The organism is Streptomyces sp. N50 (assembly GCF_033335955.1).
Lineage (GTDB): Bacteria > Actinomycetota > Actinomycetes > Streptomycetales > Streptomycetaceae > Streptomyces.
In genome coordinates this window covers 6,005,339-6,030,450 of record NZ_CP137549.1, presented here as the reverse complement: position 1 = coordinate 6,030,450, position 25,112 = coordinate 6,005,339, and the positions used below count along the sequence as shown (strand labels likewise).

The 25,112-nt window shown below is 67.6% G+C and carries 24 protein-coding genes; 11 read left to right on the top strand and 13 right to left on the bottom strand.

Features of this window, described 5'->3' with window-relative positions; genetic code table 11:
• Positions 1-109 precede the first annotated feature (109 nt).
• Both R2B38_RS27315 and R2B38_RS27310 read left to right on the top strand, forming a co-directional pair.
• Complete coding sequence (locus R2B38_RS27315; RefSeq protein ID WP_318018618.1) at positions 110-1,546, top strand: NAD(P)/FAD-dependent oxidoreductase; 1,437 nt, start codon at positions 110-112, stop codon at positions 1,544-1,546.
• A gap of 60 nt (positions 1,547-1,606) precedes the next feature.
• Positions 1,607-2,239, top strand: a complete 633-nt coding sequence (locus R2B38_RS27310; RefSeq protein WP_318018617.1) for a hypothetical protein — start codon at positions 1,607-1,609, stop codon at positions 2,237-2,239.
• Here the strand turns inward: R2B38_RS27310 and R2B38_RS27305 are convergent.
• On the bottom strand, positions 2,232-3,236 hold the full coding sequence (locus tag R2B38_RS27305; RefSeq protein ID WP_318018616.1) for a polysaccharide deacetylase family protein: 1,005 nt from the start codon (positions 3,234-3,236) through the stop codon (positions 2,232-2,234). The two genes, R2B38_RS27310 and R2B38_RS27305, sit on opposite strands and share 8 nt — an antisense overlap.
• 36 nt (positions 3,237-3,272) lie before the next feature.
• Positions 3,273-4,247, bottom strand: coding sequence for a glycoside hydrolase family 11 protein (locus R2B38_RS27300; RefSeq protein WP_318018615.1), 975 nt, complete (start codon positions 4,245-4,247; stop codon positions 3,273-3,275).
• A 217-nt stretch (positions 4,248-4,464) separates the two neighbouring features.
• On the opposite strand from R2B38_RS27300, the gene R2B38_RS27295 reads away from it, so the two are divergent.
• The gene (locus tag R2B38_RS27295) at positions 4,465-5,814 is read left to right on the top strand and encodes a M14 family zinc carboxypeptidase (RefSeq protein WP_318018613.1); all 1,350 of its coding nucleotides are present in this window, start codon (positions 4,465-4,467) and stop codon (positions 5,812-5,814) included.
• Between the two features lie 71 nt (positions 5,815-5,885).
• Here the strand turns inward: R2B38_RS27295 and R2B38_RS27290 are convergent, their stop codons facing one another.
• Entirely contained in the window at positions 5,886-6,500 is a 615-nt protein-coding gene (locus tag R2B38_RS27290) for a TetR/AcrR family transcriptional regulator C-terminal domain-containing protein (RefSeq protein ID WP_318018612.1), read from the bottom strand.
• A 58-nt stretch (positions 6,501-6,558) separates the two neighbouring features.
• Here R2B38_RS27290 and R2B38_RS27285 point away from each other — a divergent pair, with 58 nt between their 5' ends.
• From R2B38_RS27285 to R2B38_RS27275, 3 genes are all read left to right on the top strand, one after another.
• A complete protein-coding gene (locus tag R2B38_RS27285) occupies positions 6,559-8,067 on the top strand; it encodes an FAD-dependent monooxygenase (protein ID WP_318018611.1) in 1,509 nt (502 codons plus the stop codon).
• A 19-nt stretch (positions 8,068-8,086) separates the two neighbouring features.
• Entirely contained in the window at positions 8,087-8,842 is a 756-nt protein-coding gene (locus R2B38_RS27280; protein ID WP_318018610.1) for an SDR family NAD(P)-dependent oxidoreductase, read from the top strand.
• A gap of 268 nt (positions 8,843-9,110) precedes the next feature.
• A complete protein-coding gene (locus tag R2B38_RS27275; protein ID WP_318018609.1) occupies positions 9,111-9,263 on the top strand; it encodes a hypothetical protein in 153 nt (50 codons plus the stop codon).
• On the opposite strand, the gene R2B38_RS27270 is transcribed toward R2B38_RS27275, so the two are convergent.
• The 5 genes from R2B38_RS27270 to R2B38_RS27250 all read right to left on the bottom strand — a co-directional run bounded on the left by R2B38_RS27270 (position 9,256) and on the right by R2B38_RS27250 (position 14,483).
• Positions 9,256-9,996, bottom strand: coding sequence for a class I SAM-dependent methyltransferase (locus R2B38_RS27270; protein WP_318018608.1), 741 nt, complete (start codon positions 9,994-9,996; stop codon positions 9,256-9,258). The genes R2B38_RS27275 and R2B38_RS27270 overlap by 8 nt on opposite strands.
• Before the next feature lie 133 nt (positions 9,997-10,129).
• Positions 10,130-11,155, bottom strand: a complete 1,026-nt coding sequence (locus R2B38_RS27265; RefSeq protein ID WP_318018607.1) for a hypothetical protein — start codon at positions 11,153-11,155, stop codon at positions 10,130-10,132.
• 247 nt (positions 11,156-11,402) lie between these two features.
• Positions 11,403-12,164: a hypothetical protein gene (locus R2B38_RS27260; protein WP_318018606.1), complete on the bottom strand. Its 762-nt coding sequence runs from the start codon at positions 12,162-12,164 to the stop codon at positions 11,403-11,405.
• Positions 12,165-12,329: 165 nt separating this feature from the next.
• On the bottom strand, positions 12,330-13,004 hold the full coding sequence (locus tag R2B38_RS27255) for a hypothetical protein (protein WP_318018605.1): 675 nt from the start codon (positions 13,002-13,004) through the stop codon (positions 12,330-12,332).
• A gap of 567 nt (positions 13,005-13,571) precedes the next feature.
• Entirely contained in the window at positions 13,572-14,483 is a 912-nt protein-coding gene (locus R2B38_RS27250; protein ID WP_318018604.1) for an HIT family protein, read from the bottom strand.
• A gap of 200 nt (positions 14,484-14,683) precedes the next feature.
• Between R2B38_RS27250 and R2B38_RS27245 the strand changes: the two genes are divergently transcribed.
• Positions 14,684-15,865: a nucleotidyltransferase family protein gene (locus tag R2B38_RS27245; protein ID WP_318018603.1), complete on the top strand. Its 1,182-nt coding sequence runs from the start codon at positions 14,684-14,686 to the stop codon at positions 15,863-15,865.
• A gap of 482 nt (positions 15,866-16,347) precedes the next feature.
• On the opposite strand, the gene R2B38_RS27240 is transcribed toward R2B38_RS27245, so the two are convergent.
• Both R2B38_RS27240 and R2B38_RS27235 read right to left on the bottom strand, forming a co-directional pair.
• Positions 16,348-16,662: a hypothetical protein gene (locus R2B38_RS27240; protein ID WP_318018602.1), complete on the bottom strand. Its 315-nt coding sequence runs from the start codon at positions 16,660-16,662 to the stop codon at positions 16,348-16,350.
• A gap of 8 nt (positions 16,663-16,670) precedes the next feature.
• Complete coding sequence (locus tag R2B38_RS27235; RefSeq protein ID WP_318018601.1) at positions 16,671-17,180, bottom strand: SigE family RNA polymerase sigma factor; 510 nt, start codon at positions 17,178-17,180, stop codon at positions 16,671-16,673.
• 198 nt (positions 17,181-17,378) lie between these two features.
• Between R2B38_RS27235 and R2B38_RS27230 the strand changes: the two genes are divergently transcribed.
• The 4 genes from R2B38_RS27230 (at position 17,379) to R2B38_RS27215 (ending at position 21,562) form a co-directional block, all read left to right on the top strand.
• Positions 17,379-17,723 (top strand): hypothetical protein, encoded by a 345-nt coding sequence (locus R2B38_RS27230; RefSeq protein ID WP_318018600.1) that lies wholly within the window; start codon positions 17,379-17,381, stop codon positions 17,721-17,723.
• A 1,013-nt stretch (positions 17,724-18,736) separates the two neighbouring features.
• On the top strand, positions 18,737-19,240 hold the full coding sequence (locus tag R2B38_RS27225; protein ID WP_318018599.1) for a sigma-70 family RNA polymerase sigma factor: 504 nt from the start codon (positions 18,737-18,739) through the stop codon (positions 19,238-19,240).
• Between the two features lie 63 nt (positions 19,241-19,303).
• Positions 19,304-19,915: a hypothetical protein gene (locus R2B38_RS27220; RefSeq protein WP_318018598.1), complete on the top strand. Its 612-nt coding sequence runs from the start codon at positions 19,304-19,306 to the stop codon at positions 19,913-19,915.
• A 93-nt stretch (positions 19,916-20,008) separates the two neighbouring features.
• On the top strand, positions 20,009-21,562 hold the full coding sequence (locus R2B38_RS27215; protein WP_318018597.1) for an ABC1 kinase family protein: 1,554 nt from the start codon (positions 20,009-20,011) through the stop codon (positions 21,560-21,562).
• A 630-nt stretch (positions 21,563-22,192) separates the two neighbouring features.
• Here the strand turns inward: R2B38_RS27215 and R2B38_RS27210 are convergent.
• From R2B38_RS27210 to R2B38_RS27200, 3 genes are read right to left on the bottom strand one after another with little or no spacing between them, the layout of a single operon-like run.
• Positions 22,193-22,675, bottom strand: coding sequence for an SRPBCC family protein (locus R2B38_RS27210; RefSeq protein WP_318018596.1), 483 nt, complete (start codon positions 22,673-22,675; stop codon positions 22,193-22,195).
• Positions 22,672-23,688, bottom strand: a complete 1,017-nt coding sequence (locus R2B38_RS27205) for a hypothetical protein (RefSeq protein ID WP_318018595.1) — start codon at positions 23,686-23,688, stop codon at positions 22,672-22,674. The genes R2B38_RS27210 and R2B38_RS27205 overlap by 4 nt, the downstream gene beginning before the upstream one ends.
• A complete protein-coding gene (locus R2B38_RS27200) occupies positions 23,685-25,103 on the bottom strand; it encodes a cytochrome P450 (RefSeq protein ID WP_318018594.1) in 1,419 nt (472 codons plus the stop codon). Before R2B38_RS27200 ends, R2B38_RS27205 begins: the two co-directional genes overlap by 4 nt.
• Positions 25,104-25,112 lie beyond the last annotated feature (9 nt).

Below are 25,112 nucleotides of genomic sequence, written 5' to 3'. Positions count from 1 at the left end.
GTTTCCGTCCTCTTGCGATTGGCATATTCTGCGAGGCCTCTTGATGTGATCCGGTTCGCCGGTACCCCTGCCACGCACGAACGGTGCCCGTCTGGAGAAAGCAGCCCCCATGAGCGAATCGCCGCACAGGACAGCCCGGTTGTCCACCCGTGCCGTCGTCGTCGGAGGCAGCCTCGCAGGCATGCTCGCCGCCGCCGCCGTGCGGGACTTCGTCGACAGCGTCGAGATCATCGAGGCGCACGGTCTGCCCGAGGGGCCCGAGGCACGTCCGGGCGTTCCCCAAGCCGCCCATTTCCACGTCCTGTTGTCGGGCGGGGCCAACGCGATCGAGGAGCTGCTGCCGGGCACGCTCAAGGAGTTGCTGTCCGCGGGCGCCAACCGGGTGCCCATGACGACCAACATGCTGATCTACTCGCCCGAGGGCTGGTACCGCCGCTGGCAGCGTGACAGCCACTATCTGATCACCGCGAGCCGCGACCTCACGGACTCCGTCGTCCGCGGACAGGTGCTGAAGGACCCGCGCGTCGGCGTGCGCCCGCACACCAAAGTCACGGCCCTGCTGGGGAGTTCGGACCGCGTCACCGGCGTACGGCTGCGCGCGGCGGACGGCACCGAGACCGACCTGACCGCGGACCTGGTGATCGACGCCTCCGGACGAGCGTCCCGAACTCCCCAATGGCTGGGCGAGTTGGGCATCCAGGGCCCGGCCGAGGACCGCATCGACTCCGGCATCGCGTACGCCAGCCGTATCTACCGCGCCCCGGTGCCCACCCTCAACTGGCCCGTGATCAACGTCCAGGCAGACCCGCGATCGGGCGAACCCGGCCGCACGGGCGGCATCGTCCCGATCGAGGACGGCCGCTGGCACGTCAGCCTGATCGGCACCCCGGGCGCCCAACCCACCCGCGAGGCGGCCGAGTTCGAGCCCTACGCCCGCACGCTGCGCCACCCCGTCGTCGCCGACCTCCTCTCCCACGCCGAGCCCCTCACCGACGTCGCCCTGACCCACGGCACGGTCAACCGCCGCTACTACTACGAACGTCTGAAGTCCTGGCCCGAGGGCCTGGTCGCCCTGGGCGACTCGGTCGCCGCGTTCAACCCGGTCTATGGCCACGGCATGTCGGTGGCAGCCCTCGGCGCGGTGGCCCTGCGCGCTCGACTCACGTCCGCGGGCCTCACCAACGGCCTCTCCCGCAAGGCCCAACGGGCCATCGCGAGACCTGTCGAACTCGCCTGGAGCCTCGCCGTGGGCCAGGACATCCACTACAAGACGACGCAGGGCCGGAGCGCGGGCGCCCTCGACCGCCTCCTCCAGCGTTATGTGAGCCGGCTGTCCCATACCGCCACGGGCTCGTACCGCGTGGCCACCGCGATGACGGAGGTCCTGACCCTCCAGTCCCCGGGCACGGCCCTGCTGCGGCCAAGTGTGCTGGCGGCGGCGGCAGTTGGGCCGCTGCGGCCGCAGCTGGACGGCCCTGCGTTCACGGGTGGGGAGCGGGGGCTGCTGGCCGAGGCGGGGATCTCGTTGCCAGGGATTGCCGAGTAGCGCGCCGGGATTGTCCGTTACCGCGCCGGGATTGTCAGTGGCAGCTGCTTCCATGAGGTCATGAGCACCGTGTACGAGGCCGCCGCCCTCCTCCCCGACCCCGCCGAACTCCGCGTCCGCCTACGGGCGTTGGCCGTCCTGGACGCCACGATCGGCGACGATCCGCAGTTCTGCGCGTACGGCTTCCACGCCGACTGGGGCCCGGGCGAGGAGGCGGCCCTGATGGACAACGGCTCGGGGGACGACTTCTCCGTCCTCTTCGCACCGGCCGGTGTGCTCATCCGCGGCTTCGACCACGAGTCGGCGATGAGCCCGTACGCGACGGACGACGAGGAGGTCTGGCCCGGGGTCATCGACGAAGTGCCCGCCGCACTGCGCCCGCTGCTGGACGACCCGGCCTTCCATGACGAGGGCATCGACGCCCCTCGCGTCACCGTCTGCCTGTGGCGCGAGACCGGCGACACCGCGTGGCGCGCCGGCTCGGCCATCGACTTCCCCGTGGGCCACGAGAGCCCGGACGGTTCCGGCTACCTCTTCCACCTCCTCACCGACCGCTCCCCGGAGACCGTCCAGGCCCACTTCGAGGACTACTACGAGCGCCCCGTCCCGCTCGACGCGGTCCGCCATGTCCTCGCCGGACACCCCGTGACCCCCGCCATCGCGGCGGCCCTCAGCCCGGCCGAGGTCAGCTAGCCGTACAAGACACCGTCGGCCAGGTCCAGTTGCCGTTCGGCTGGATCGTCACGCCCCAGTTGTTGCCGGCGCCGTTGGGTTTGGCGGTCAGTACCTGTGAACTGGGGTACGTGGCGGCGATGTTCCAGGTCGCGAGGATCTTCGCGGGGGACGGGACGTTCATCGTCACGGTCCAGGTGCTGGAGCCGGTGACCGCGACGTTGAGGTTGTAGCGGTCGCTCCACTGCGTACCGGCGGACAGCGTCGCCGTACAACTGCCGCCGCCTCCACCGCCGTTGCCGCTGCCGTCGGGGGCCACCGCGCGGCCCGTGGTCGGGGAGATCATTCCGGCGCAGAGGTTGCGGGCGGCCAGGCCCTGGGCGATGCGCGGGATCGCCGCGACCGTGTTGGCGGGCCAGTCGTGCATGAGGATGATCTGGCCGTTGGTGAGCCGGGCGGCCGCCGCGACGATCGCGTCGGTGCTCGCGCCGTTCCAGTCCTGGGAGTCGACGTCCCAGATGATCTCCGTCAGGCCGTACTTGGCCTCCACGGCCTTCACCGTCGCGTTGGTCTCGCCGTACGGCGGGCGGAAGAGCTTGGGGGTGCCGCCGCCCGCGGCCGCGATGGCCTGCTGGGTCCGGGAGATCTCCGAGTCGATGGTCGCCTGGGTCTGCTGGGTCAGGTGCGGGTGGGTGTAGCTGTGGTTGCCGACCCACATACCGGCGTCCACCTGGGCCTTGACCTGCGCCGGGTACGCGGCCGCGTACTGGCCCTCGTTGAACATCGTGGCCCGGAGACCGTTCTGCTTCAGGGCGTTGAGCAGGGTGGGGGTGTTACCGGACGGGCCGTCGTCGAAGGTGAGCCCGACGTACCCGCCGCAAGTGGCCGCCTGCGCGGGGGTGTTCACGCCGACGGCGAGGGTGCCCGCGGCAGCCAGGGCGATGACGGCCAGCCTGGCGACCAGGGGGCGTAGGAATCGTAGGGATCGTAATGAGACGAATTTCGGTGCGGATGCCATGTGAAGTGGTCCTCCAGCCTTGGGAGTTGGGGGCGGTCAGCTCGCCGTGCAGGAGACCGTGGGCCAGGTCCAGTTGCCGTTGGGCTGGATGGTGGCGCCCCAACTGTTGCCGCTGCCGTTGGGTTTGGCGGTCAGCACCTGCGAACTCGGGTACGTGGCCGCGATGTTCCAGGTGGAGAGGACCTTGGCGGGCGACGGGACGTTCATCGTCACGGTCCAGTTGCTGGAGCCGGTCACCGCGACGTTGAGGTTGTAGCGGTCGCTCCACTGCGTACCGGCGGACAGCGTCGCCGTGCAGCCGCTGGTGCCGCCGCCCGAACTCGTCCCGCCCACCGTGATGTTGGAGTTCCCGCTGCTCTGGTAGCCCTCGGTCGCGAGGATCATGTAGTAGCTGAAACTGCCGAGCGGCATCCCGGCGCGCGCCCACGCGTCGAAGTGGTTGCCGGTGGTGATGGTGCCGCCGGTGCGCTTCGTCTGCCGGACGCTCCAGTACTGGTCGAAGGTCTTCGTGCCCTCCACCGAGGGGGCGTTGTAGCGCGTGGTCTTGTAGATGTCGTACGTGCCGCCGTCGCTGGTGACGGTGCCCATGTACGTGCCCGTGGGCCGGTAGGTGCCCCAGTTGTCGACGATGTAGTACTCGACGAGCGGGTTCGAGGTCCAGCCGTACAGCGACAGGTAGCCGTTGCCGGACGGGTTGAAGGTCCCCGAGTACGTCACGCTGCGGCGGCCGCCGGTGCTCCAGCCCTTGCCGGCGACGAAGTTGCCGGTGTTGCTCCACGTGGTGCTGTAGTTGCCGCCGGAACCGAGGTTCATGGACACCGAACCCTGCGTGTCGGTCCAGAACGAGTAGTAGTAGCCGTTGTTGGTGCCGGTCTGGTTCGTGGTGACGACCGTGTCGGCACTGGCGGTGCCGGGCAGGGTCATCGCCGCCAGGAGTGCCAGCAGCAGGGTGCAGACGCCGCTGACGAACAGCCTGAAGGGCCGGAGTGGGGGTGCGGGTGCTTTGTTCATGCGGGTGCTTCCTCCTCGTCCGCTCACATCGCGGTCACGACGGCGTCAGTGTTGGTCTGCCCCTGTCAACTGTCAATAGTTTCGGTTCCGAGTGCGAAATATTCGAAGCTCGCCAACGCGTGACCATCTACCTAATTCCCCAGCTCACACCTTCTCTTGAACGATTCACGACAGGAGGTCTCTCATGGATCGCCAGAAATCAAGATCCGGCCGTCGAATGTTTTCGCCCGAATGTTTCGAAGAATTCGCCGATCATACGGACCGCTATCCCACCGTCGCCGAAGTGACCGAGTCCGCACGGCAGTTGGTCTCCCGGTATCCCGGTGCCTGCCGACTGCGCCGGATCGGCCGCTCTCGTGCGGGCCGCCCGATCCGGATGCTGTCCGTGGGACACGGGCCGCACCACGTCCTCGTGGTCGCCGGACCCCACCCCGACGAACCGGTCGGCGGCGCGACCGCGCTCGTACTGGCGGAGCAAGTGGCGCGCGGAGAGCGGCTGTTCGCGGCGACCGACCCCGCCCTCGTCACCTGGGACTTCGTCCTGTGTCTCGACCCGGACGGCGCGGCCGTGAGCGAGGCCGGAACCGAAGAAACCACTGCCGCGGCCGTCCCCACCCTGCGGAGCTACTACCGCAGCACCTACCGCCCGATCGCCGCCGAGCAACCGGAGTGGGCCCCGATCGTCGGCCGCCAACTCCCGGAGAGCGAGGTGCTGTTCGAGACGATCGACGCCCTGCGGCCGTTCCTCCAGTGCTCGCTGCACAGCACCGACGTGGGCGGCAGCTGGGTCCAGTTGACCCGCGACCTCCCCGAACTGGCCGCGCCCTTCCGCACCTCCGCCGCCGAACTCGGCATCCCCCTCCAGCACGGCACGTACGACGCCCTGTACTGGGAGAACCCCAGCTCCGCGGTCTACGTCCTGCCCCCGCCGGACAACACCGCACGATTGACGGCCGGTTCGGAGAACATCGGCGCGTCCACCTGGTGCGCTCCCCCGCGGTACGGCGGTGTCACCGCGATCGTCGAAGTCCCCATGTGGGCAAGCGACTTGGCCGAGGACCTGACCCCGTACCCGGACGCCGGACACGCCCTCCGCGACCTGACCGGCCTGGTCCTCGACGGCGGCCGCCAGGTGACCGCCGTACTCGAGAAGGCACGCGCCTTTCTGCCGCCGCCCCAACACGACCCGCTCCGGCGGGTGGTGGAGTGGATGGCCGACGGCCTCTACGACATGGTCGCCAACTCCTGGGAACCACTGGCCCGTCAGGCCGCCGTGTCGGCCGACGACGACCCTCGACGCCCGACGACGGCCCAGGTCGCGGCCCTGAACATCGTCGCCCGCCGCCAACCCGTCCGCGCGGCTGGGCTGTTGCTACGGCTGCTGAAGGCGTCGGACGACAAGGCGGCCCTGGCGCTGTACCGCGAACTCGACGAACTCTTCAGCGCATGGTGCGCGGACGCCGAAGAAGCCCTACAGGTGCGCTGGGTACCGGTCCGCCATCAGGTGGAACACCAGGCGCGCACGGTGCTGGCCGCTGCCGAGAGCGCGCTGAAGGCGCTTCGCTGAACGCGTGACGGATCCCCCGATAGACCCGCCCCCGCATCCGCGCCCTCACCCGAGCCCGGAGGACCTCCCCCTCACCGCCGTCCGGCAAGCAGCGCCGCCACCCCGAACTCGTACCGCTCCTCGAACGACGCCGGCGCGAGATGACCGGCCACCCGATGGAGCGCGGGATGGGTCGTCCCGGAGATCGCGCGCGCCAGGATGTCGCCCAACGGCCGGTGATCCACGGCCTGTTCCTCCTGGGTGAGCCCGAGGGCGAAGTAGACGACGGCCCACGAGGTCCACGCGGCCTCGCGGTCGCCCAGGCCGCACGCGAGCAGCGCCTCGACCAGGGCCTCCGCGAAGGACAGGGTCATGGGCTCGGCGGCGTAGGTGCCGACGACGAGTGCCGCGCCGTCGCGATGGGAGAGCAGGGCGCGGCGGAACCGGCGGGCCAGTTCGCGGGCCCGTTCGGCGGGGACTTCCGGGAGGTCGGTGAGCGGAATCTCGCCAAGTACGGCGTCCGCCATCAGCTCCAGCATCCGGGCCTTGGTCTTCACATGCCACTGCACGGTGTTGATCCGCACGCCGAGCCGGTCGGCGACCGCGCGCGTGGACACCGCGTCCAGGCCCTTCTCGTCCAGGAGGGCCAGGCCCGCGCGGATCACCGTGGCCGGATCCAGTCGGTCGCTCTGTTGCTTGTTGGTCACTGACCTAGTTTACTTCACCCGAAGACTCTAGGTCAGCGACCAAGAAATGGGTGATCTCATGGGTGCGCAGCAGGCAGAAGCACAGCGGGTGGAAACCGCGCAGGTCGTCATCTCGGGAGGCGGCCCCGTCGGCCTCTGGCTCGCCGCCGAACTCCGGCTGAACGGCATCTCCGTCACCGTCCTGGAACTCCGCACGGAGATCGACAACCGCTCCAAGGCACTCACCGTGCACCCGCGCGGCGTCGAGGTGCTGGCCTCGCGCGGGATCCACCAGCGCTTCCTCGACGAGAGCCTGAAGATCTCCACCGGCCACTTCGCCAACCTGTCCAACCGGCTCGACTTCTCGGTCATGGACACCCCGTTCCCGTACACCCTCTTCATCCCGCAGGCCCGTACCGAGGCGCTCTTCGAGGAGTACGCCCGTGGGCTCGGCGCGACGATCCGGCGCGGGCACCGCGTCACCGGCTTCACCGAGCACGCGGACTCGGTGACCGTCCGGGTCGAGGGGCCACAGGGGCCGTACGAGATCGAGGCGGAGTACATCGCGGGCTGCGACGGCACGCGCAGCACCGTGCGCGACGTCGCCGGGATCGAGTTCCCCGGCACGGACTCGCGCTATCTCGGCTGGCTCGGTGACGTCCTCCTCGACAACCCGCCGGCGCCCGGCTTCAGCCGCTTCACCGAGCGCGGCGGCCTGATGATCGTGCCGCTGCCCGACAACCGCTGGCGCATCGCGGGCACCAGCCCCGACAGCGCGACCACCGAGTGGCCCGGCGACTTCACCATGGACGAACTGCGGCAGAAGGTGACCGACATCGCCGGCGAGGACTTCGGCATGCGCGACCCGTCCTGGCTCTCGCGCTACGGCAACGCCACCCGCCTCGCCTCCCACTACCGGCGTGGCCGCGTCGTGCTGGCGGGCGATGCCGCGCACCAGCACTACCCCACCGGCGGTGTCGGCATGAACGTCGGTTTCCAGGACGCCTTCAACCTCGGCTGGAAGCTGGCCGCGACGATCGACGGCTGGGCCTCGGACGGGCTCCTCGACAGCTACCACACCGACCGCCACCCGGTCGGCGAGCAGCTGATGGAGCACAGCCGCGCGCAGACCTACCTGTTCCACGCCTTCACGCCCGAGGGCCTCGCCCTGCGCGACCTGCTGAGCCGGATGGTCCCCGAATCACGGGAGTTCAGCGATGTCCTGGCCGGCCGGCTGACCGCCCTCGACGTCGCCTACCCGAGCCCCGACCCGACGGCCCACCCGGTGACCGGCACCCGCGCCCCCGACCTGCCCCTGACCAGCACGGACGGCACGCTGTTCGGCGCGCTGCGGGCGGACTCGTACGTCCTGCTCGACCTGACGGCACAGGGCGCGCTGGCCGACCGCGCCCGACAGCGGATCACGGTCCACGCCGGTGCGCCCGACGGGACACGGCCCGCGTGGGCGGACGTACGCGCGGCCCTGATCCGCCCCGACGGACACGTCACGTGGGCAGGGACGGACGAGGACGACACGAAGCTGGCGGCCGGGGTCGACGCGGTCGTCGCCACGACCCTCGGCCTCTAGAAGGGACCGGACCGGAATCATGGATCTCGGACTGAAGAACAAGGTGTACGTCGTCACCGGCGGCACCCGCGGGCTGGGCCACGCCGTGGCCCGCGAACTGGTCGCCGACGGCGCCAAGGTGCTCGTCACCGGCCGCGACGAGAAGCGCGCGGCCGAGGCGGCGGCCGGGCTGGGCCCGAACGCGGCGGGAGTCGCCGTGGACAACTCCGACCCGCGGGCCCCGCGCCGACTGATCGCCGCGGCAAGGGAGTTGTACGGCGGCTTCGACGGCATTCTCGTCAGCGTCGGCGGCCCGCCGGCAGGTGACGTGGCGGCCACCACCGACGAACAGTGGCAGGCGGCCTTCGAGTCGGTGTTCCTTGGCGCGGTACGGCTGGCCCGAACGGCGGCGGCGGAGTTGGGAGTTGGGGGTGTGATCGGCTTCGTCCTGTCCGGCACGGCCCACGAACCGGCCCCCGGCATGGCCATCTCCAACGGCCTGCGCCCCGGCCTGGCCGGCTTCGCCAAGTCCCTGGCCGACGAGTTGGGCCCCCGCGGCATCCGCGTCGTAGGCGTCCTCCCGGGCCGCATCGCCACGGACCGCATGCGCGAACTGGACGGCCTGGCCCCCGACCCCGACGCCAGGCGAGCAGCCAACGAGTCGGCGATTCCGCTGGGGCGGTACGGGACCCCGGAGGAGTTCGGGCGGGCGGGGGCGTTTCTGTTGTCACCGGCCGCGGCGTACGTCAGCGGGGTGATGGTTTCGGTGGACGGCGGGGCTCGGCGGGGGTTCTAAGGGGCTCCGGTGAGTGAGCGGTCTGGGGCGCGGGGTATGTGCTCAGGCTCAGGTCCCCGCGTCTCTTGGCCGTGAGTGGGCACCGTGGGCAGTGAATTGCGCATCCGGTGAGCGGTTCGACCTGACCCCGGATGTGCGCACGCGGAAGATGCCGACGGGCGAACAACGCATGTGAGGCGGCTGCCGATCGTCCAGCGGGCGGGAGATGCAAACGGTTCGAAAAGAGTCCTTCGCGCAGCTCCTTGACGGAGGGCGCCACAAGGTGCAGGTGACCGACGAGGAACTCACCGAGGTCCAGCGCCGCCGGCTTCCGACCGCAGCGCACGACGTCTTCACCGTTCCCTGCCCGGTCACCGTGCAGGTGTCGTCGCGACATTTCCGCACCCTTGTAGCCTACGGCGAAGTCGAGGTTGTCACCTGAGAGTGAAAGTGAACTCAAACATGTCGTTAATCCCGGAGCGCAGGAATCCTGCACAGCGCGAATAGTAATCCACCTGCCTGATAAAACGAGATTCGCCAACCAAGGCGATCACCTCATTGCGGCGCGCCCTGAGGTTACCCACATAAAGGTCGAGGGTACGCGCATAGTCACCCGCCAAGGACGGGGAGATCTCGACGTCGAATCCGGCACGCTCCGCCCATTCGACAATCCTTCCCGACGGGGCCACTCGAAAGATCGGGCGGTCGGCGGTAACAGTGAGCATGACCATTCGCCCCTCCGCTCTCAACAAGCGTCGACAGTGCGGTAGGAACTCTTCCTTATTCTCAAAATTCTCAAAAGCGTTCACGCACATTATTCGGTCAACCGGTTCAGTGAACTCCTCCCACCGTCGAAGATGAAATTCGACCAGTGGAGCAGCGGTCGGCCGACGCGATATTCGAGTCCGAGCGTAGGTGTGCTGATACTGACTAATAGTGATGCCGGTGACATCGGCCCGATACCGGTCGGCCGCCGCAATGGCGGTTGCTCCCCAGCCGCAGCCCACATCGAGCAGCCTCAATGAAGGTTCCTGCAGCCGGAGTCGCTCCAGAATCACATCAACTTTCTTTTTCTGGGCCTCTTCCAATGTGACGACACCCTCACGGAAATACCCCGAGCTGTGATGGAGGTCGGGATCCATGTAGAGCTTGGCATAGGAAGTTTCCACATCCACAGGTGACCCTCTCGATCGCCGCTTCTTAAGTAAAACAATCAGCCCACCGAGGTGATTGTCCCTGAGGTGACCACGGGCATATCCGGACCCATGTCCTCATGGCATCCAGATTGCGCAGGCGTAGTCGAGTTCGTCATCCGGCACGGCCGCCCGACATCAGAGTCCTGGATTCCAGCGCGAGCAGTTCGCGCACCTGGCCCTCGGCCGTGCGAATGTTCGTCAGGCCAGACCTGCATACATCGGGCCCGAACCGTGCGATCACTGTCGCCTCGACGTCGGCGCTCCGCGTTATGGCCTCGGTAATGACTTTCAGGAGGAGCGGCGACCGGCAGAAGAAGATCCGGTTCCCCGACGTCCATACCGATGCCTTCGCACGGACGGGATCCCGGAGACTGACCGTGCGAAGGACGTCCCCCTCCACGAGGGGCAACAGCCTGGGGTCGGCAGGCGCCGTGCGGCTGTCCTCGGCGTCGTACTTGAATCTGATGCGAGTGCCGTGGTGCGTCACCTCCGCCCACGCGCCCGCTTCCTGGCGGGTGATCTCCGGTCGGTTTGGGATCGGGGTGTCCTGTCGGGTTCGGCGGAACTCCACCAGGTCACCGCGGCGCCATCCGTCCGGGACGCCTTCCAGTCCGCCGGCGACAAGTGCCGATCGCTCGAACGGTGGTGAGGTGTATCCGAGGTTGCCTGTGGTGATCCCATGTGGCTCCAGGCCGCACTCACGGGCCCATCGCTGGATGGCCTCCCGCTCGGCGAGCACACCTGGCCGGGTGCCGATTGAGGGTTGAGCCAGCAGAATCTCGGCTCCCGGACGACTCAAGCGGGCGGCGGCCCAGAGAAACAACCGGGTATCGGAGGCGTACCAGGGAGGGTCCGCGACCACGACCTTGGCCTCCAGAAGCGGTAGGTCATCGCGGGCCAGGTCGCACCGCATGACACGGCCGGCGTGAACGTGCTCCATGGACCGCAGGGCGGAGACGGTCTCCTCACTCCGCTCCAACAGGTAGAACGCTCGCCCCTCTTGAGAGGAGCTGGCCGCTTCCCGGAAGAGGCTTGGTGTGCCGAGAAAGACAACGGTGTCTCCCGTCTGTGTGGCCCTCACACACCGCTGCAGCAGCTCCCGTGCCGTGTCTTCCTCGAAGCGCCAGTCGTAGTCCAAGGGGTGGGGGATGGGCAGGGAAGTATCGTTCCGGTCCGCTCCGGGGGCACCGCCTGCAAATCTTGTCGGCCGAAGCCTGAAAAAGGTGGCCGAATCAATCAGCTGCCTGGCAGCGAGGGACTCAAGTACCTTGACAACCTCAGTGGGATAGAGGCCGGGAACCGAACGCAGAGCGTCCAAGAAGGTTGCACAATGCGGTGCATGATGTGCCAGCATTGCGGAGATGGTGGCCTGATAGACATGTTCTTCAGAGCTCATAGGATCCCCTCAGGCCGTTGGTGACGCCATACTTGTGGGCCGAGTCGACGACATCCCAGTAAATGGTGCGACCGATACCCATGAGGCTCCAGCCAGTAGCGAGACAGTTCCAGGCGCGATTCGGATAAGTCTGCGCCACCATGAACAAGTCCTCATGCCAACGCGAGATCATCGCCTTGATACGGTCGCGGTCGATCGGCTGCCAAAGCCTTTCGTACCCGTGACTCTTCAGCCATGTGACAACGTCCGACCTGTCGGACGATTCGTCTAATTTTCCCGTGGGTATCAATATGTGTTGGCGTATGAAATCCAGACGTCGGTCACGGCGCTCGGACTCGGAAAATTCGTGGATCTTGACGGAAATATCACTCCACCACGGTCTGCTGTAGTGACGCCACGACACGTTCGATATCGTAACGGTCAGCTGGGGAGGAATGCTACCCCGGGTGAGATCCGCGATATCATATCCCGGCCCTAGTAACTCGATGCTGATCTCGCCATCACCATTGAACGTGTCCCGATCCATCCGAAAGAGCGCATTCAGCCGATTATCCAGCCGATCGGTCGGCTCCAGGAGAAGAATCGAGCGACCGTCAGCGAGCAGCGGGGAGGCTTCTCTCTCCAGGATCGCTACAGGGAAAACCTTTCCACCTCGATAATACTTCTTGGTCTCAATTCCCCCGTCGGACCGCAGCATTAGACGATCGGTCTTACAAGCCGCCGCCATCGTGGTGATCGCCTCTGCCAGCATGCCGCTCCGGCCGGGCGGAACCATGCATGTGTTCACGACTGGCAGTCCCAGTGCATGGAGGTGGCAGACGGTGGACCATTTCGGCCACCGCCTGCTACGCCCCTGCTTCCACGCCTCGTCTTTTGTCATCTGATGGAGCGGAACGGGTTGGTAGATCAACGTCATTTATCGAGCTCGCTTGGCTACGAGCATCTTCGCAGTCTGCTCCGCAGTGGCATCTCCTGGATCCACGGGATTCCAGTTTTCCTTTTCGAGGAAGGGACGGTACCCCTCCCTGACAAGATTCTGATACGTGACGAAGTTGGCCAGCTCCTGCTCCTGGGAAGGGCGATCCTTCTCCGTGCTACCCGTCTCCGCCCAGGAGAATTCTCCCTTGCGTGACGCGGATTTCTCGGCTGAGACATCGAGATAGAAGACAGTGTCCGGCTCAAGCAGATCCTCGAAGCAGGAAAGGACCGTCGCCAGTTCCTTTCCGCTCGCCAGGCTGATACGTAGTGCGAACTTGTAGAACCAGTTGTCAACTACGACAGTGGTGCCCGCTGCAAGCAGGGGGCGTATACACGCGTGTTCGACGGCGAAAAAATACGAGGCGACAGCGTGGATCCAATAATCGTAGCCCAGGAGATGAGTGGGAGCGTGCTTGGCCTTGGACCAGATGATTTCCGCAAGCGTTTCGAGGTGCTCTCTGACGTAAGGTTCGTCGCTTACTACAGCACGTTTTGGCATGAAAACGCAGGAGCCTCCTTGCTCGCGGATTGCATCGGAGAGCGCTTTGGCGGTAGTTGTCTTTCCGGAGCCATCAATTCCCTCAAAGGCGATCAAGCTTCCCTTAACTCCCATACATTCCTCCGGTAAATATCGAACAGACTGTCAAGGCTCGGCGGATTTATTCTTTTGCCTGCTGCTCGGACAATTGCCTCGCCCTCACGGGCACCCAAAAACTCCTGAACCTCTTCGTTCGGTTTCCCCCTCAGGCGCTCCACACATATCGACCTCTTCGGCGATACAGGTAATCGGATCCTCGCCATTCCGACGAATGATCTCGGGAATTTTGTCCCGAACGAGCTTCCCTGCTTTACGCATCACCAGCTCCTTGGAGGCCGCTGCCGCCCGTCTTCGCGTCGCTAGCACTCAGCGTCGTGAGCGGCACATGATGCGACAGCGCGCTGCGGCGTACGCCCGAAGTCGAACCGCCGGATCCGGACACGGGTCTCAGTCGAGACTGGATGGCGCCGGCCATGCGCTGCCCGTGGCGGAGTGACGGTGGGGCGAAGGCGGCTGTTCACATAAGGGGGATTCCGTGCTGAGGCCTGGACGACCGCTCCGGAAGCGTGACCTCGTTGCCCAGGGGGTCAGACGCCGATCTCTCTATCCCGACCCTGTGCGCCGCCGGACGCCAGCAGATGATCACCCATTCGGAAAGACCCGAAACGTCTCGATCGTCGAGCAAAGGTGCTCGATGCCGGGGAAAACTGCCCAGTCCCACTCGTCGGCCCGCCCAAGTTGACCGACGATGATGCGGCGCACATATTGAGAAAGCGCGCTGGGAGCGTCACAGATCCACATCCGGCCATCATCGGAACGCAGCCATAGATAGGGCTTCTGACGTTCCTGAACCTGGTGCCGAAGAGCCGGTAGGAAATCATTGACCGAGCGGAGCTCGAAGTCTCTCCGTACCCCTGTGGCGATGTCGATCTCGGGCACGGCGGGAAACATGTGCATGTGCGCGTGATCCGTACATGACCCGCCTCGGTTGCGGAACGACTCGGCGCCGTGCTCGAAGGCCAGCACGCGTCTGCCGTAGTGCTTCCTGAGGAAGCCGGCTGTTCGCTGGCACACGTCGTCCAGTTCGGCATCCAGAGTTGGGCTCAGGTGCCCGAACGAAAGGACATGTTCTTTCGGTGAGATGAGCACGTACCCGTCGCACACGGCCCCTACTCCGGGTATCACAACGAAGTGGTCACTCTCGAACAGGATGAAGTCCTCTGCCGCGTAGTCCGGCAAGAGCTCACCTAGGAGGTTGTGTTCACTCTTGAGGTGAATTTCGGCGCAGAAACTACAGATTTCTTGGTAGTCTTCATGCCTCACGAGATCGTTCAGATCCGGGGTGGTGACAGGTAAAAAACCCGACGTCTCGCCTGTCATCCCGATTGTGAAAGCTTCGCCGGTCAAAAACGCCTCCACTGCGTTGCCGTGGTGCAATTCGATTACCGAAAAGACGGCTCCTGCCGCAGCGTGTCCTGACGCTTGCGACGGCCGAGGCCATCCATAGCCTGAGGCACGAACCATGTAAGGCGCAAGCGCTTTCTGGATCAGCACAGTTCACTGTCCACGGCTTCGCCCCCCTCATCGAGGGGGGCGAATCGGCTCTTTACCTGCAGGCATAGCCAAGGAGCCGGGCTTGCGCCGCAGATGCGATGTCGCAACTGTGCGACATGATCCATTGTCACACCTTTGCCCCGCTGTTACGTTGTGACGACCTCACCGCATGACCATAGAGAACCTCACCAAGGGGAGCCATGGGCATCATTGACAGCGAACCCTCCAATTCCGAGACCATATCTCCCCATCTACGCAGAGCGGACATAGATCTCCTCATCGCCCTGAGCGACCCCTGGATGTGTCAAGAGGACTCCGAGCGGTTACGAGAGAAGCTGGTGGAGCGCCGAGGCAAAATTGACTGGGAGTGGGTCGTCAATCAAGGAGTCCGGCACCGGATTCTTCCTCTGGTCGGCTACAACATCAAGAAATTTCGGCTCTACCGCTCCGCCCTCGGCGACGTTGAACTCATACCCAACCACTGGGTGTTCACGAGCGTTTTCGAAGGCAACCGCCGCCGAAACGAGGAGCTTCGTGCAGAATTCGGACGGATCCTGGAAGCACTCAACGAGGCTGGGGTTCGCTATGCAGTTCGGAAAGGGCCGTTGCTGTGTGAGCGCTTCTTTGCAGATCCGGGAGCTCGCCGCACAAACGATTTCGACCTGCTGGTGACATCTACCGGAGCCCGGGAGGTTTCGGCGATACTGGCGGATCAGGGATATAAGCAAGGCATGCTTTCCACGGATGGCCAGGTGAGGCCGTACAAGCGCTCCACTCAGGCTTTCTGGGGACTGCACGTCAACAACGCCCTTCCATTTATCAAAGCCACCACTGCACCCGGGGTGGAGGCGTTCCTCGTCGATCTATGTCTGTCCGTTCTCCCCGGGCGCGACCGGCGCATCGTCGGCTCAGAGGAGTTCCTTGCCCGTGCGGTTCCGGTGGTGTCCTGCGGCGTGGCCGCGTTTGCTCTGAGTCCGGCAGATGAACTCCTCGACCTGTGCCAGCATCTCTACAAGGAAGCCGACGCGAGTTTCTACATCTCTGCGGGGCGCGATATCGCGTTGTCTAAATTCATCGATGTCGCCAGCGCTGTCGCACTCGCTGACGAGGGCACCCTCACCACCTTCGTCGAGCGCGCCGAGCACTACGACATCGTGCGCAACGTCTATTACGCCATCGCCCACACGGCGGAGTTCTACCGGGACGTCGTCCCCACGTGGCTGCTGGATCGGCTTCGGCCCGAGGGCGACCTGTCGTATCTGGACGAGCACGGACATCAGGAAGGGAACGTCCGCGGTTGGCAGTCCGACTTCGTGGAACGGGCTTTCGGTCCTCACCGGGCCTCGGCGGTGAAGGAAGGTGGCAGCGTGCCTCTGGCTTGATCGTGAGGTCATGGCCCCCGGTGCCGCGGCCGGGCAAGGGCTCCCGGGGCGTCGCCGACGCCCCCGAGTGCGCTGAGCCGGCTTCCCTGCCTGTGCCCGCCCGACCCCCGCGGGCGCCGGCTCCGTAGTCTCGCTTCGCCGGCCCCGCACCACGGGCACACCGCACGCCCGCTCGTACGCCCTTGCCTCAGACACGGCAGCTGTGGTTCCGGGCAGGGAGCGTCCTGCAGCCCCCGGCTTCATTCACCAGGAGCTTCACCCCTGTGTCAGCCAACTGGCGAGCTGCCGAAGCCGGCTGGAAGCCCTCGTCGACCACCGGTCCGGAGTCCGGCCGAGGTGAGGCCAAAGGCCGCGCCGGAGATGATCTTGAGGCTGTGGCGGTCAACCGGTACAGGTCCCGGTCGCGTGCGGAAGTGGAACCCGGAGGCCGTGTGGATCCACCTGGACTCCACAGCCTGATGCCGGGGCGGCCCCGGCGACTGTCAGTCTCCGGAGGGAAGGGGCTCCGCTGCCGTGCGAGCGGGTTCGGGTGTGTGCGGCGTCGGGTGGGCGGTGCTGGCGGGGGCCAGGGGCACCGGAGCCCGTTCGCCGCCCAGCGAGGACAGGTCGACGGCCACGGCGGCCATGGAGGCCACGACGATCAGTGCGCCGGCGGTGGCGAGCGCGACTCGTCGGCGGCGGATCCGGAAGCCGCCGACGACGGCCGCGTCGACAACGCTGGGCAGCGCAGGCTCCGGATCGGTGCTGAGGACTGCCTGGAAGGCGGCGTGCAGAGCGTCGTTCTCGTGCTCATTCATGGCCGGTTTCACCTCCTGGTCCCTTCACTGTCAAAGCCTTCGACGATCTCGCGCAGCCGGACGAGCCCGCGGGCGCTCTGGCTCTTCACCGTTCCCGGACTCACCCGCAGTGCGTGCGCGGTCTGCTCGACGGACCAGTCCTCCCAGAATCGCAGGACCAGCACGGCCCGGTAGCGGGGCGCCAGTTCCATCAGGGCTTCCTGCATCATCAATCGCAACTCCGGTGCGCCGGACACGTCCGAGGGAAGATCGGGTGGCTCGCTCACCGGCTCCTCACGCCAGCCTCGCTTGCGCCACTGGTCGATGAAGGTGCGGGTGAGGATGGTGCGAGCGTAGGCGTCCGCACTGCCGTCCCGGCTGACCCGTCCCCAGGCCGCGTACAACTTCATCAGAGTCGTCTGGGTCAGGTCCTGTGCCTGGTGCCAGTCACCGCAGAGCAGGTAGGCGCTGCGTCGGAGCTGCGCCTGCCGCGCCTCGGCGAATTCCCGGAACTCCCGTTCCCGGGCCGTGTTCCTCACTCTTCGCCGGCCTCTCCCTCGCGCACCACTCCATCTGTCATACATACGGGGAGCGGACCTCTGGGGTTGCACGGTGCGGGCAGGAGAATTTTCCCGCCCGCACCGTGCAACCCGACCACCACCCGACTCCGTACCTCTCTCCCGAAAGGGCTCCCCCGTACAGGTGGGAGTCCGGCGATCCGAGGAAGAGGCACACCCTTGTCGAAGCACCGCAAGTTCTCGCACAACCGCCGCGCCATGTTCAGCGTGGCCGCCGGAACCGTCCTGGCCGCCGCGGGGATGGTCAGCGTCGCCAGCGCCGCGACCCCGGCCACCCACGCGAACCCGGCTCCGGCCACCCAGGCGGACCCGGTTGCCGCCACCCACGCGGACCCCGTTGCGGCCACCCACGCGGACCCGGCTCCGGCCACCCACGCGGACCCCGTTGCCGCCACCCACGCGGACCCGGTTGCCGCCACCCACGCGGCCCCGGTCCACGCCAAGTCTGTCGCCGAACCCCTCTCGTCGCTGAGCGCGGCCGAGCGGGCGAACGCGGTGGGCTGACCCCACCCCGAGGAGTACGCACGCCTCCCCGAGAGCCTCGGGCTTCTGCCCGGTGCGGGAGGCGTGCTGCTCCGCACGACCCGCCGCGGACCTCGTTGCCCCTCGGAGGGGTGGCGACGTGCCCTGGATGAAGATCGGACGCCCCTGTGGATCGGCGCACCTGGGTTGCGACCGGTCCTACGTCACCTCTACTCCCGCTGCTCTCGCCACGTCTTCGCCCCCTCCACCCGGCCACGTCAGCCTGAGGTTGGAAAAGGCTCACCGTGCGGGCGACACCCGCGGTGCAGCCCAGGTTCAACGCCTGTGGACAGCCACCTCGCGCAGCCCCACACCGCCCAGCGCGCCGGAGTTCTCGCCAGGGCCCGACTCCGATGAGCCGGGCCCCTCCTGGCGCGCAGATTCACCGGGGCATCGAGGTGATGCTGGTCCAGCCGCTCACACGTTGCGACGCAATGCCCAACACGGCGCTCTCACCTGCAGAGATACCCCTTCAGGTGATCGCATCCCCGTACCCGGCCAGCGCCGTCGGGACGATGCGATACATCCAGCACGTCAGGCCCCGGAGACAGAGCCCTCCACCGGCCGCCGGAGCCGAGGTCGGACGGGCGCTCGGTGGAGGTGCGGCGGGTGCACGGCCCCGGCGCGTGCAGCCGCTCAGCGAACGGGAACCCAACGGACAGGAATCCGCTGGCCTTGGACGCGCGCCCGAATGCGCACACGTCGGTCCATGGCAATCGGCATCCCTCGTCAACCACACGTCAAACGCGACACCGAACCACGGATCGGCCGAGCCGAAAATACTGTTATCCCTTCTCATTTTCTCATTCAAACGAAGGAAGGGTGTGATGTGCGGGTTAACCACCTCCCCCCAGGGCAGAAAGCCGGTGTTTCCGCCGGAGAATGAAAAGGAAGGGCGAGGGGGTGGAAAGAGTGGAGGGGATTTTCGTGCCATGAGGGCATGCGTGAACCCAATCGCCGGGAACATTTCTTTCGTTCGATCATTGGTGATACGCATGCACTTATGCCGCGATTCCTACTGGACTGAGGTCCTTCAGCATCGCGAGCGCCTCCTGCGTCTGGTGCGGCGCCGGCTGCCCAGTCTTCATGACGCCGAGGACTGCGTCCAGGAGGCCATGCTGCGGGCGGCGACCCACCGTGACCTGGACCGCGACCGGCTCGGAGCGTTCCTGACCACGGTCGCCATGCGGCTGTGCATCGACAGCTACCGGGAACGCGAGCGCTGGCAGCGGCTGCTGCTGCGCATCACCGACGGGGAGCCGGAGATGCTGGAGGAAGCCGTCTGCGACCAGGAATTCGGTCGCTGGCTGCTCCGGCAGGCCGGCCAACTCCGGGGCCGGGAGCGGCAGGTGATGCTCGCGCGGGCCGACGGTATCTCCATCGTCGAGTTCGCCCGCATCAACCAGATCTCCGTAAAGGCCGCCGAGGGTGCTTTCACACGGGGCAGAGCAAGGCTCCGGCACATGTGCACCCAGTCTCTGGGCGAATCCTGCGGATGACCGAAAAATGGTTGGGCATTCTGGCCTGTTCCATGATGCCCCTAGGGAAGGACACCCGAAAAAGTGGCTGACAAACCGAGCACGCAGGACACCATCAAGAACTTACTCGGCGACATCGCCGACAGTTCCAACAAGGCGTTCAATGATTTCCTCGACCCGCCGAACAAGTCGAAGAAGTCCGACTTCCCGGACTGGTTCGGCTCCGGCAATCCGATGGCGGCCCTCGCCGGGACGCCCCTCGGAGCGCTCCAGGCGATGGCGGCGTTCGGCGGCATGAACCCCGTGGCCGCGCTCGCCGGCGCCAACCCGCTCGCCCTCCTGGCGGGCGCCTCCGCCGACCGGGGCTCCGGCTCGGTGAACCCCCTGGCCGCACTCGCGAACGCCAACCCGCTCGCCGCGCTGGCGGGCGCGACCCATCCGGCGGCGGCCCTCGCCGGGCTGGCCGGCTCCTCCAACTCCCCCAATCCGCTCGCGGCCTTCGGCCAGCTCGCCGGCGCGGCGGCCGGACTGCCCGGTGCCGTGGGCGGTCTCGGCGGCCTGGCCGAGTCCCTGGCGACCCTGCCCCAGCAGATCGCCAAACTGACCGACCTGCTCTCCACGCTGGTCGGCGCCCTGGACACCATCAGCGATGTCGCGGCGAGCGCCGGAGTGCGTCCGCCGGCCAAGAAGGGATGACCGACGCCGTCCTGTCACCAGGCCGTTGACCCGCGGTCCGGGCCCGGTGCGCCGGACCGGCTGCCGCAGAACCCTTAGGAGGGAACCCGCGTCGTGAGGACCTTGATCGGCGACCGGCTCCGGCTGGTCGTGAAGGTGCTGGGCAGTCTGATCGCCGACGAGGTCGGTCATACGGCGCGGGAACGCGGCAGATCCAAGGGGAACGGCCGGTCCCCGGCGGAGGAGGAGGAATCCGCCGCCGGGGACGCCCGACGACGAGCCAGGGCCGTACGAAAAGCTCTGGAGAGCCTCGGCCCCTTCTACGTGAAGCTCGGCCAGATCCTCTCCACCCGGCCGGACATGGTGCCGCCGTCGATGATCGCCGAGTTCCAGAACCTGCACGACCAGGTCGACGTGCAGCCGTTCTCCCTGTTCGAGCCGGTCCTGGAGAGTGATCTCGGCCCGGACTGGAAGCTCAGGTTCGACGACATCGACACCACCAAGCCCCTCGGGGCGGCCTCGCTGGCCCAGGTCTACAAGGTGACCCTGCCCGGCGGCAGACCGGCCGTGGTGAAGATCCAGCGGCCGGCGATCCGCGAGGCGGTACGGGCGGACATGGCCCTCCTGCGCCGGGCCTCCCGCATCGTCGCCCGCGCGGCACCCCGCTTCAACGAGGTCATCGACGTCGAGGCGATGCTGGGCTCGATCTTCGACGCCATGGAACCCGAACTCGACTTCACCGGCGAGGCCCGCAACATGGAGGAGGGCCGGGAGGCGGCCCGCGACTTCAGCACCCTGGCCGTCCCCGAGGTCCTCCTGGCCACACCCCGGGTGCTGGTGCAGTCGATGGCTCCCGGCATGTCCGTACGGCATCTGGACCCCAGGTCGTTCAGCGACAGCGAGCGCACCGACATCGGCAAGGACCTGCTGCGGTTCATGTACCGCGGCTACTTCGTGCAGCGGACGTTCCACGCGGACCCGCACGCGGGCAACGTCTTCGCGCTGCCCGGGGGCCCCGCGACCCTGATCGACTGGGGCATGGTCGGCCGCCTCGACAAGCGGACCAGCCTCCAACTCCTTCCGCTGCTCATGGCGTTGGCGCAGAACGACGGACACGGACTGGCGCGCGCCTGGGCCGACATGGGGAAACTCACCGCGTGGGCGAACCTGCCGGCGTTCGCCGCCGACATGGCGGCGCTGGTCCCCAAGATCTCCAGCGCCTCGCTGGGCGAGCTCAACTTCGGCGTCTCGCTCACCACGGTGCTGGAGAAGGCCACCAAGCGGGGCATCGGCTCGGCGCCCTCGATCTCCCTGCTGGGCAAGTCCTTCGCCAACCTCGAAGGCTCGGTGCGCTGTCTGGCGCCCGAGTTGTCGCTCGCGGAGATCTTCAAGGGCGAGGTCCGCGGCATCGTGATGTCCCTGCTGGGCGAGTTCATCTCGCTGGAGCAACTGGGCCGTACGGCAATGGACTTGATGGTCACGGCCACCACCAGCCCCGAGCAGCTGCGCGGCCTGCTGGCCGACGCGTCCAACCGGCGGTTCGCGCTCCAGGTCCACCACCCGAGGACACCGGCCGCCCTGGGAGGCGAACGAGGCTCCTCCTACGCGGGGTTGATCGCCCTGGGCGCCATGGCACTCCTGCTGGACCACCGCCGCAGGACCCGCTGACGCGTCCCGCTCCACGGCGCACCCGGCCTCGACCACCCGGCACCCGTCTCGACCACCCCCAGCCCCTGCCGCTGAACCACTCCCGCAGGTCCCGCTGACGCGCCCGGCTCCGCGACACACCCCTCCTCGACCACCCAGCACCCATCTCGACCACCCCCAGCCCCAGCCCCTGCCCCTGAACCACTCCCGCAGGACCCGCTGACGCGCCCGGCTCCGCGACGCACCCCGCCTCGACCACCCGGCACCCCGTCCCGGCCACCCCAGACCCCGCCGCTGAACCACTCCCGCAGGTCCCGCTGACACACCCGGCTCCGCGACACACCCGACCTCGACCACCCGCCAACCCGTCCCGACCGCCCCCGGCCCCCGCCGCTGAACCACCGCCCCCTGGTCCCGGTGACCCGTCCGGATCCCGCCGCACACCCCGCCTCGACCACCCATCAGCGACGCGTCTCAGACGTCCCCCAGGCTCCCGCCCCAGGTTTCCTCCTGGGTCGCGCCTCGAACGCCCCCCGGGCCCCAGGCCCCAGGCCTCCTCCAGGCTCCCGCCTCGGACGCCTTCCCTCGGGCCCTCGCCTCGACCGCCCCACCCCGCCTGGAACCCACCTAAGTCGCCCCGTGGCCCCCGCCTCACCCACCGCCCTCCAAAGCCCCCCGAAGCGCGGCCAGTGTCGCCCGCATCGTCGTGCGGTTGCGCTCGCGGCGCCGGACCACGCCGGTGACCATCGGGCTGACGGCGGTGAGCAGTCGGCCGGCGACCGCCGACCGCAGGTCCAGCCACTCCTCCGTGACCTCGCATCCGCCGGGTACCTCCCTGAAGCGGTACGTCCACTGGGACAGGGCGATGCCCAGGATGCTGACCCTGAAGGAGAAGCAGCTGCCCGGCCGGGCGGCGACCACGGTGCACAGGGTGGCCCAGGGCAGCCACGCGGCGCGGTTGAGTCCCACGAAGCGGGTGCCCACGCGCACGGGCCCGCGGCCGCCCAGCACACGGGCGCCGCGGACCTCCGGACTCCACTGCCCCATGCGCGTGACGTCGCTGACAGCGGCGTACGCCGCGTCCGGCGGCACCCGGACCGTGACGCGCTCGACGAGCGGGGCCGGGCCGCTCACGCGCGGATGGTGATGCCGTGCTCACGGTCGTCCGTGAGGATCTCCATCAGGGCGCGGCTGTCGGTCTTGAGCGCGGTGCGCTTTCCGGTGACCCGGTTGGCGATCTCGACCGCGCAGGAGCCGATCTTCGTGTTGAGGCAGTGTTTGATCCCGCCGGGCGGGTTGTAGTAGTTGAGGCCCACGAACCGTTCCTTGGGGGCGGTCATCCGGCCGCGGATGTCGACGGTGCCGTCGGACGTGGCGAAGTCCCAGTAGAAGTACCCGAAGTCCGCCTTGGCGGAGAGCGCCTGACGCAGGGACACCAGCGCGTACTCGCGGTCGTCGTGGCGCAGGACGAGGAAGGTGACCTGCGGGATGTGCACCGGGCCGAGCTTGGCGCGGGCCGTGACGACCTCCAGGAAGCTGTCGGGCTCCCCGTCGAAACCGGCGACCTGGCCGAAGGCGTAGTGATCGGTGTGCCGGCTGCCCCAGTTGTGGTTCTGGCTGCCGGTCCAGCCGTCGATGTCGATCTCCTCGCCGTTGACGTCGAGGCTGCCGCTGTACCGGGCGAGCGGTGTGCCGACGAGGCTCTTGGCCTTGGGGAAGCCGCCCGTGTACATCCTCGGCGGCAGCAGGAACAGCGGCCGCTGGCCCCCGGTGTACGTCAGGTCCCAGCCGATCCGGGCGTCCGGTCCCCGCGCCTCGCCCTTGAGGCGGCCCGGTTCCAGCACGCGGTCGCCGACCCGGGCGCCGAACGAGTCGGTACTGAAGTGGCAGTCGGCGATGGGGTGTTCCTCCTTGGCCACCACATGCTCACCGGTCACCCCGTCGAACCAGATCGCCCAGAGCTCGCCGATGGCCGCCTCGGGCATGTCCGCGGGGCTGAACACGGTGTACCGGATCCAGAACGCGCGGGGTTCCGTGGGGTGGTTGCCCCGCTGGTAGAAGCTCTCGTAGTGACCGGCGCGCTGGCCCGGCCGGTAGCGGGTCCGGTTGATGTGCTCGGGGTCGAGGAGTGAGGCGTCGGCGTTCATGAGGTCCGTTCTCCGGCGACATGGGCGGTGCGTGCGGCCGAGGGCGTCCGCTGATGCATCGTCATCAGCATTCCGTACCGCGGCCGCAGCGTGATGGTGGCGTGGTTCACCACCCGGTGAGAGGGAACATGGCGGAACTCCCAGCGGCGCACCAGGGCGCACAGCAGCAGATGCGCCTCCATGAGCGCGAAGTGCTTCCCGATGCACAGGTGCGGCCCCGCGCCGAACGGCAGATAGGCGAAGCGGTGCCGCCCCTTGCCGGCCTCCGGCAGGAACCGGTCCGGGTCGAAGCGCTCGGGATCCGGCCAGTGCCGGGGGTGCCGGTGGATGTCGTACAGGTTCACCAGGACGCGTGACCCGGCCGGCACCCGGTAGCCGCCCAGTTCGGTGTCCCGCCGCATCAGCCGGGGCAGGATCGGCGCCGACGGATAGAGCCGCAGCGCCTCCTCGAAGACCCGCAGGGTGTACGGCATCTCCGCCAGGTCGTCAGGCGTGGGCAGTTCGTCGCCGAGGACGCCGTCCACCTCCCGCTGGACCCGCTCCAGCACGTCCCGGTGCCGGGAGAGCAGGTAGAAGGCCCAGGTGAGGGTGATCGCGGTGGTCTCGTGCCCGGCGGCGAAGGTGGTGATCACCTCGTCCCGCAGCTCCCGGTCGGTCATCCCCTCACCGGTGTCGGCGTCGCGGGCGGCCAGCAGCATGTCGAGGAGATCCCCGCCGCCGGTGGGGGCGTCGGGCCGCCGGCGTTCCGCGATGATCCGGTAGATGAGGTCGTCGAGTCCCCGCATGACCTCCTGGAAGCGCCGGTTGCGCGGGGTCGGCCAGGACGTCGGCGGGCTCAGCGGGTTCTGGAGGCGGTCGAAGGCGTAGTTGATGGCGACGTCCACCGCGTCCGGTCCGAGCCCGGCCAGGGTGCGGCTCACATCGGTGCTGAACATGCAGCGGCTGACGATGTCGAGGGTGACCCGCATCATCTCCGTGTGCAGGTCCACCACCGCGCCCGTGCGGTAGCGGCCGGCCATGTGCGCGATCTGCTCGGCCGCCGAGACCCCCATCGTCGCGAACATGCCCGCGAGGGCCTGCTTGGTGTAGATCGGCTGCATCATCCGCCGGTTGCGCAGCCAGCTCTTGTGGTCGTCGCTGGTCAGCAGCCCCTCACCGAGGACGAGCCGCAACGGGTTGTCCGGCCCGAGTTTGCCGAACCGCTCGCTGTCGGTCAGCACCTCGGCGGCCAGTTCCGGGCTGGACACCCCGTGCACCGCGACCGGCCCGAGCCGGTACCGCACCAGGTCGCCATGGGCGGTACGCCCCCGGTGCATGGCCTGAAGGATGTCCCGCCGGAAGTCCAGCACGCTGCCCAGCAAGGGCAGCCCGGCTGCCCTGGGAGCGCCCACCACACCATCCCGTACGTCAGTCATGTCCCCGCC

Excerpts from the sequence above, each read along its gene's own strand:
- R2B38_RS27255 (WP_318018605.1), bottom strand. The coding sequence starts at position 13,004 with ATGGGAGTTAAGGGAAGCTTGATCGCCTTTGAGGGAATTGATGGCTCC.
- R2B38_RS27315 (WP_318018618.1), top strand. The coding sequence starts at position 110 with ATGAGCGAATCGCCGCACAGGACAGCCCGGTTGTCCACCCGTGCCGTC.
- R2B38_RS27285 (WP_318018611.1), top strand. The coding sequence starts at position 6,559 with ATGGGTGCGCAGCAGGCAGAAGCACAGCGGGTGGAAACCGCGCAGGTC.
- R2B38_RS27240 (WP_318018602.1), bottom strand. The coding sequence starts at position 16,662 with ATGAATGAGCACGAGAACGACGCTCTGCACGCCGCCTTCCAGGCAGTC.
- R2B38_RS27205 (WP_318018595.1), bottom strand. The coding sequence starts at position 23,688 with ATGAACGCCGACGCCTCACTCCTCGACCCCGAGCACATCAACCGGACC.
- R2B38_RS27225 (WP_318018599.1), top strand. The coding sequence starts at position 18,737 with ATGCACTTATGCCGCGATTCCTACTGGACTGAGGTCCTTCAGCATCGC.
- R2B38_RS27305 (WP_318018616.1), bottom strand. The coding sequence starts at position 3,236 with ATGGCATCCGCACCGAAATTCGTCTCATTACGATCCCTACGATTCCTA.
- R2B38_RS27245 (WP_318018603.1), top strand. The coding sequence starts at position 14,684 with ATGGGCATCATTGACAGCGAACCCTCCAATTCCGAGACCATATCTCCC.
- R2B38_RS27295 (WP_318018613.1), top strand. The coding sequence starts at position 4,465 with ATGTTTTCGCCCGAATGTTTCGAAGAATTCGCCGATCATACGGACCGC.
- R2B38_RS27310 (WP_318018617.1), top strand. The coding sequence starts at position 1,607 with ATGAGCACCGTGTACGAGGCCGCCGCCCTCCTCCCCGACCCCGCCGAA.
- R2B38_RS27200 (WP_318018594.1), bottom strand. The coding sequence starts at position 25,103 with ATGACTGACGTACGGGATGGTGTGGTGGGCGCTCCCAGGGCAGCCGGG.
- R2B38_RS27300 (WP_318018615.1), bottom strand. The coding sequence starts at position 4,247 with ATGAACAAAGCACCCGCACCCCCACTCCGGCCCTTCAGGCTGTTCGTC.
- R2B38_RS27260 (WP_318018606.1), bottom strand. The coding sequence starts at position 12,164 with ATGCTGGCAGAGGCGATCACCACGATGGCGGCGGCTTGTAAGACCGAT.
- R2B38_RS27280 (WP_318018610.1), top strand. The coding sequence starts at position 8,087 with ATGGATCTCGGACTGAAGAACAAGGTGTACGTCGTCACCGGCGGCACC.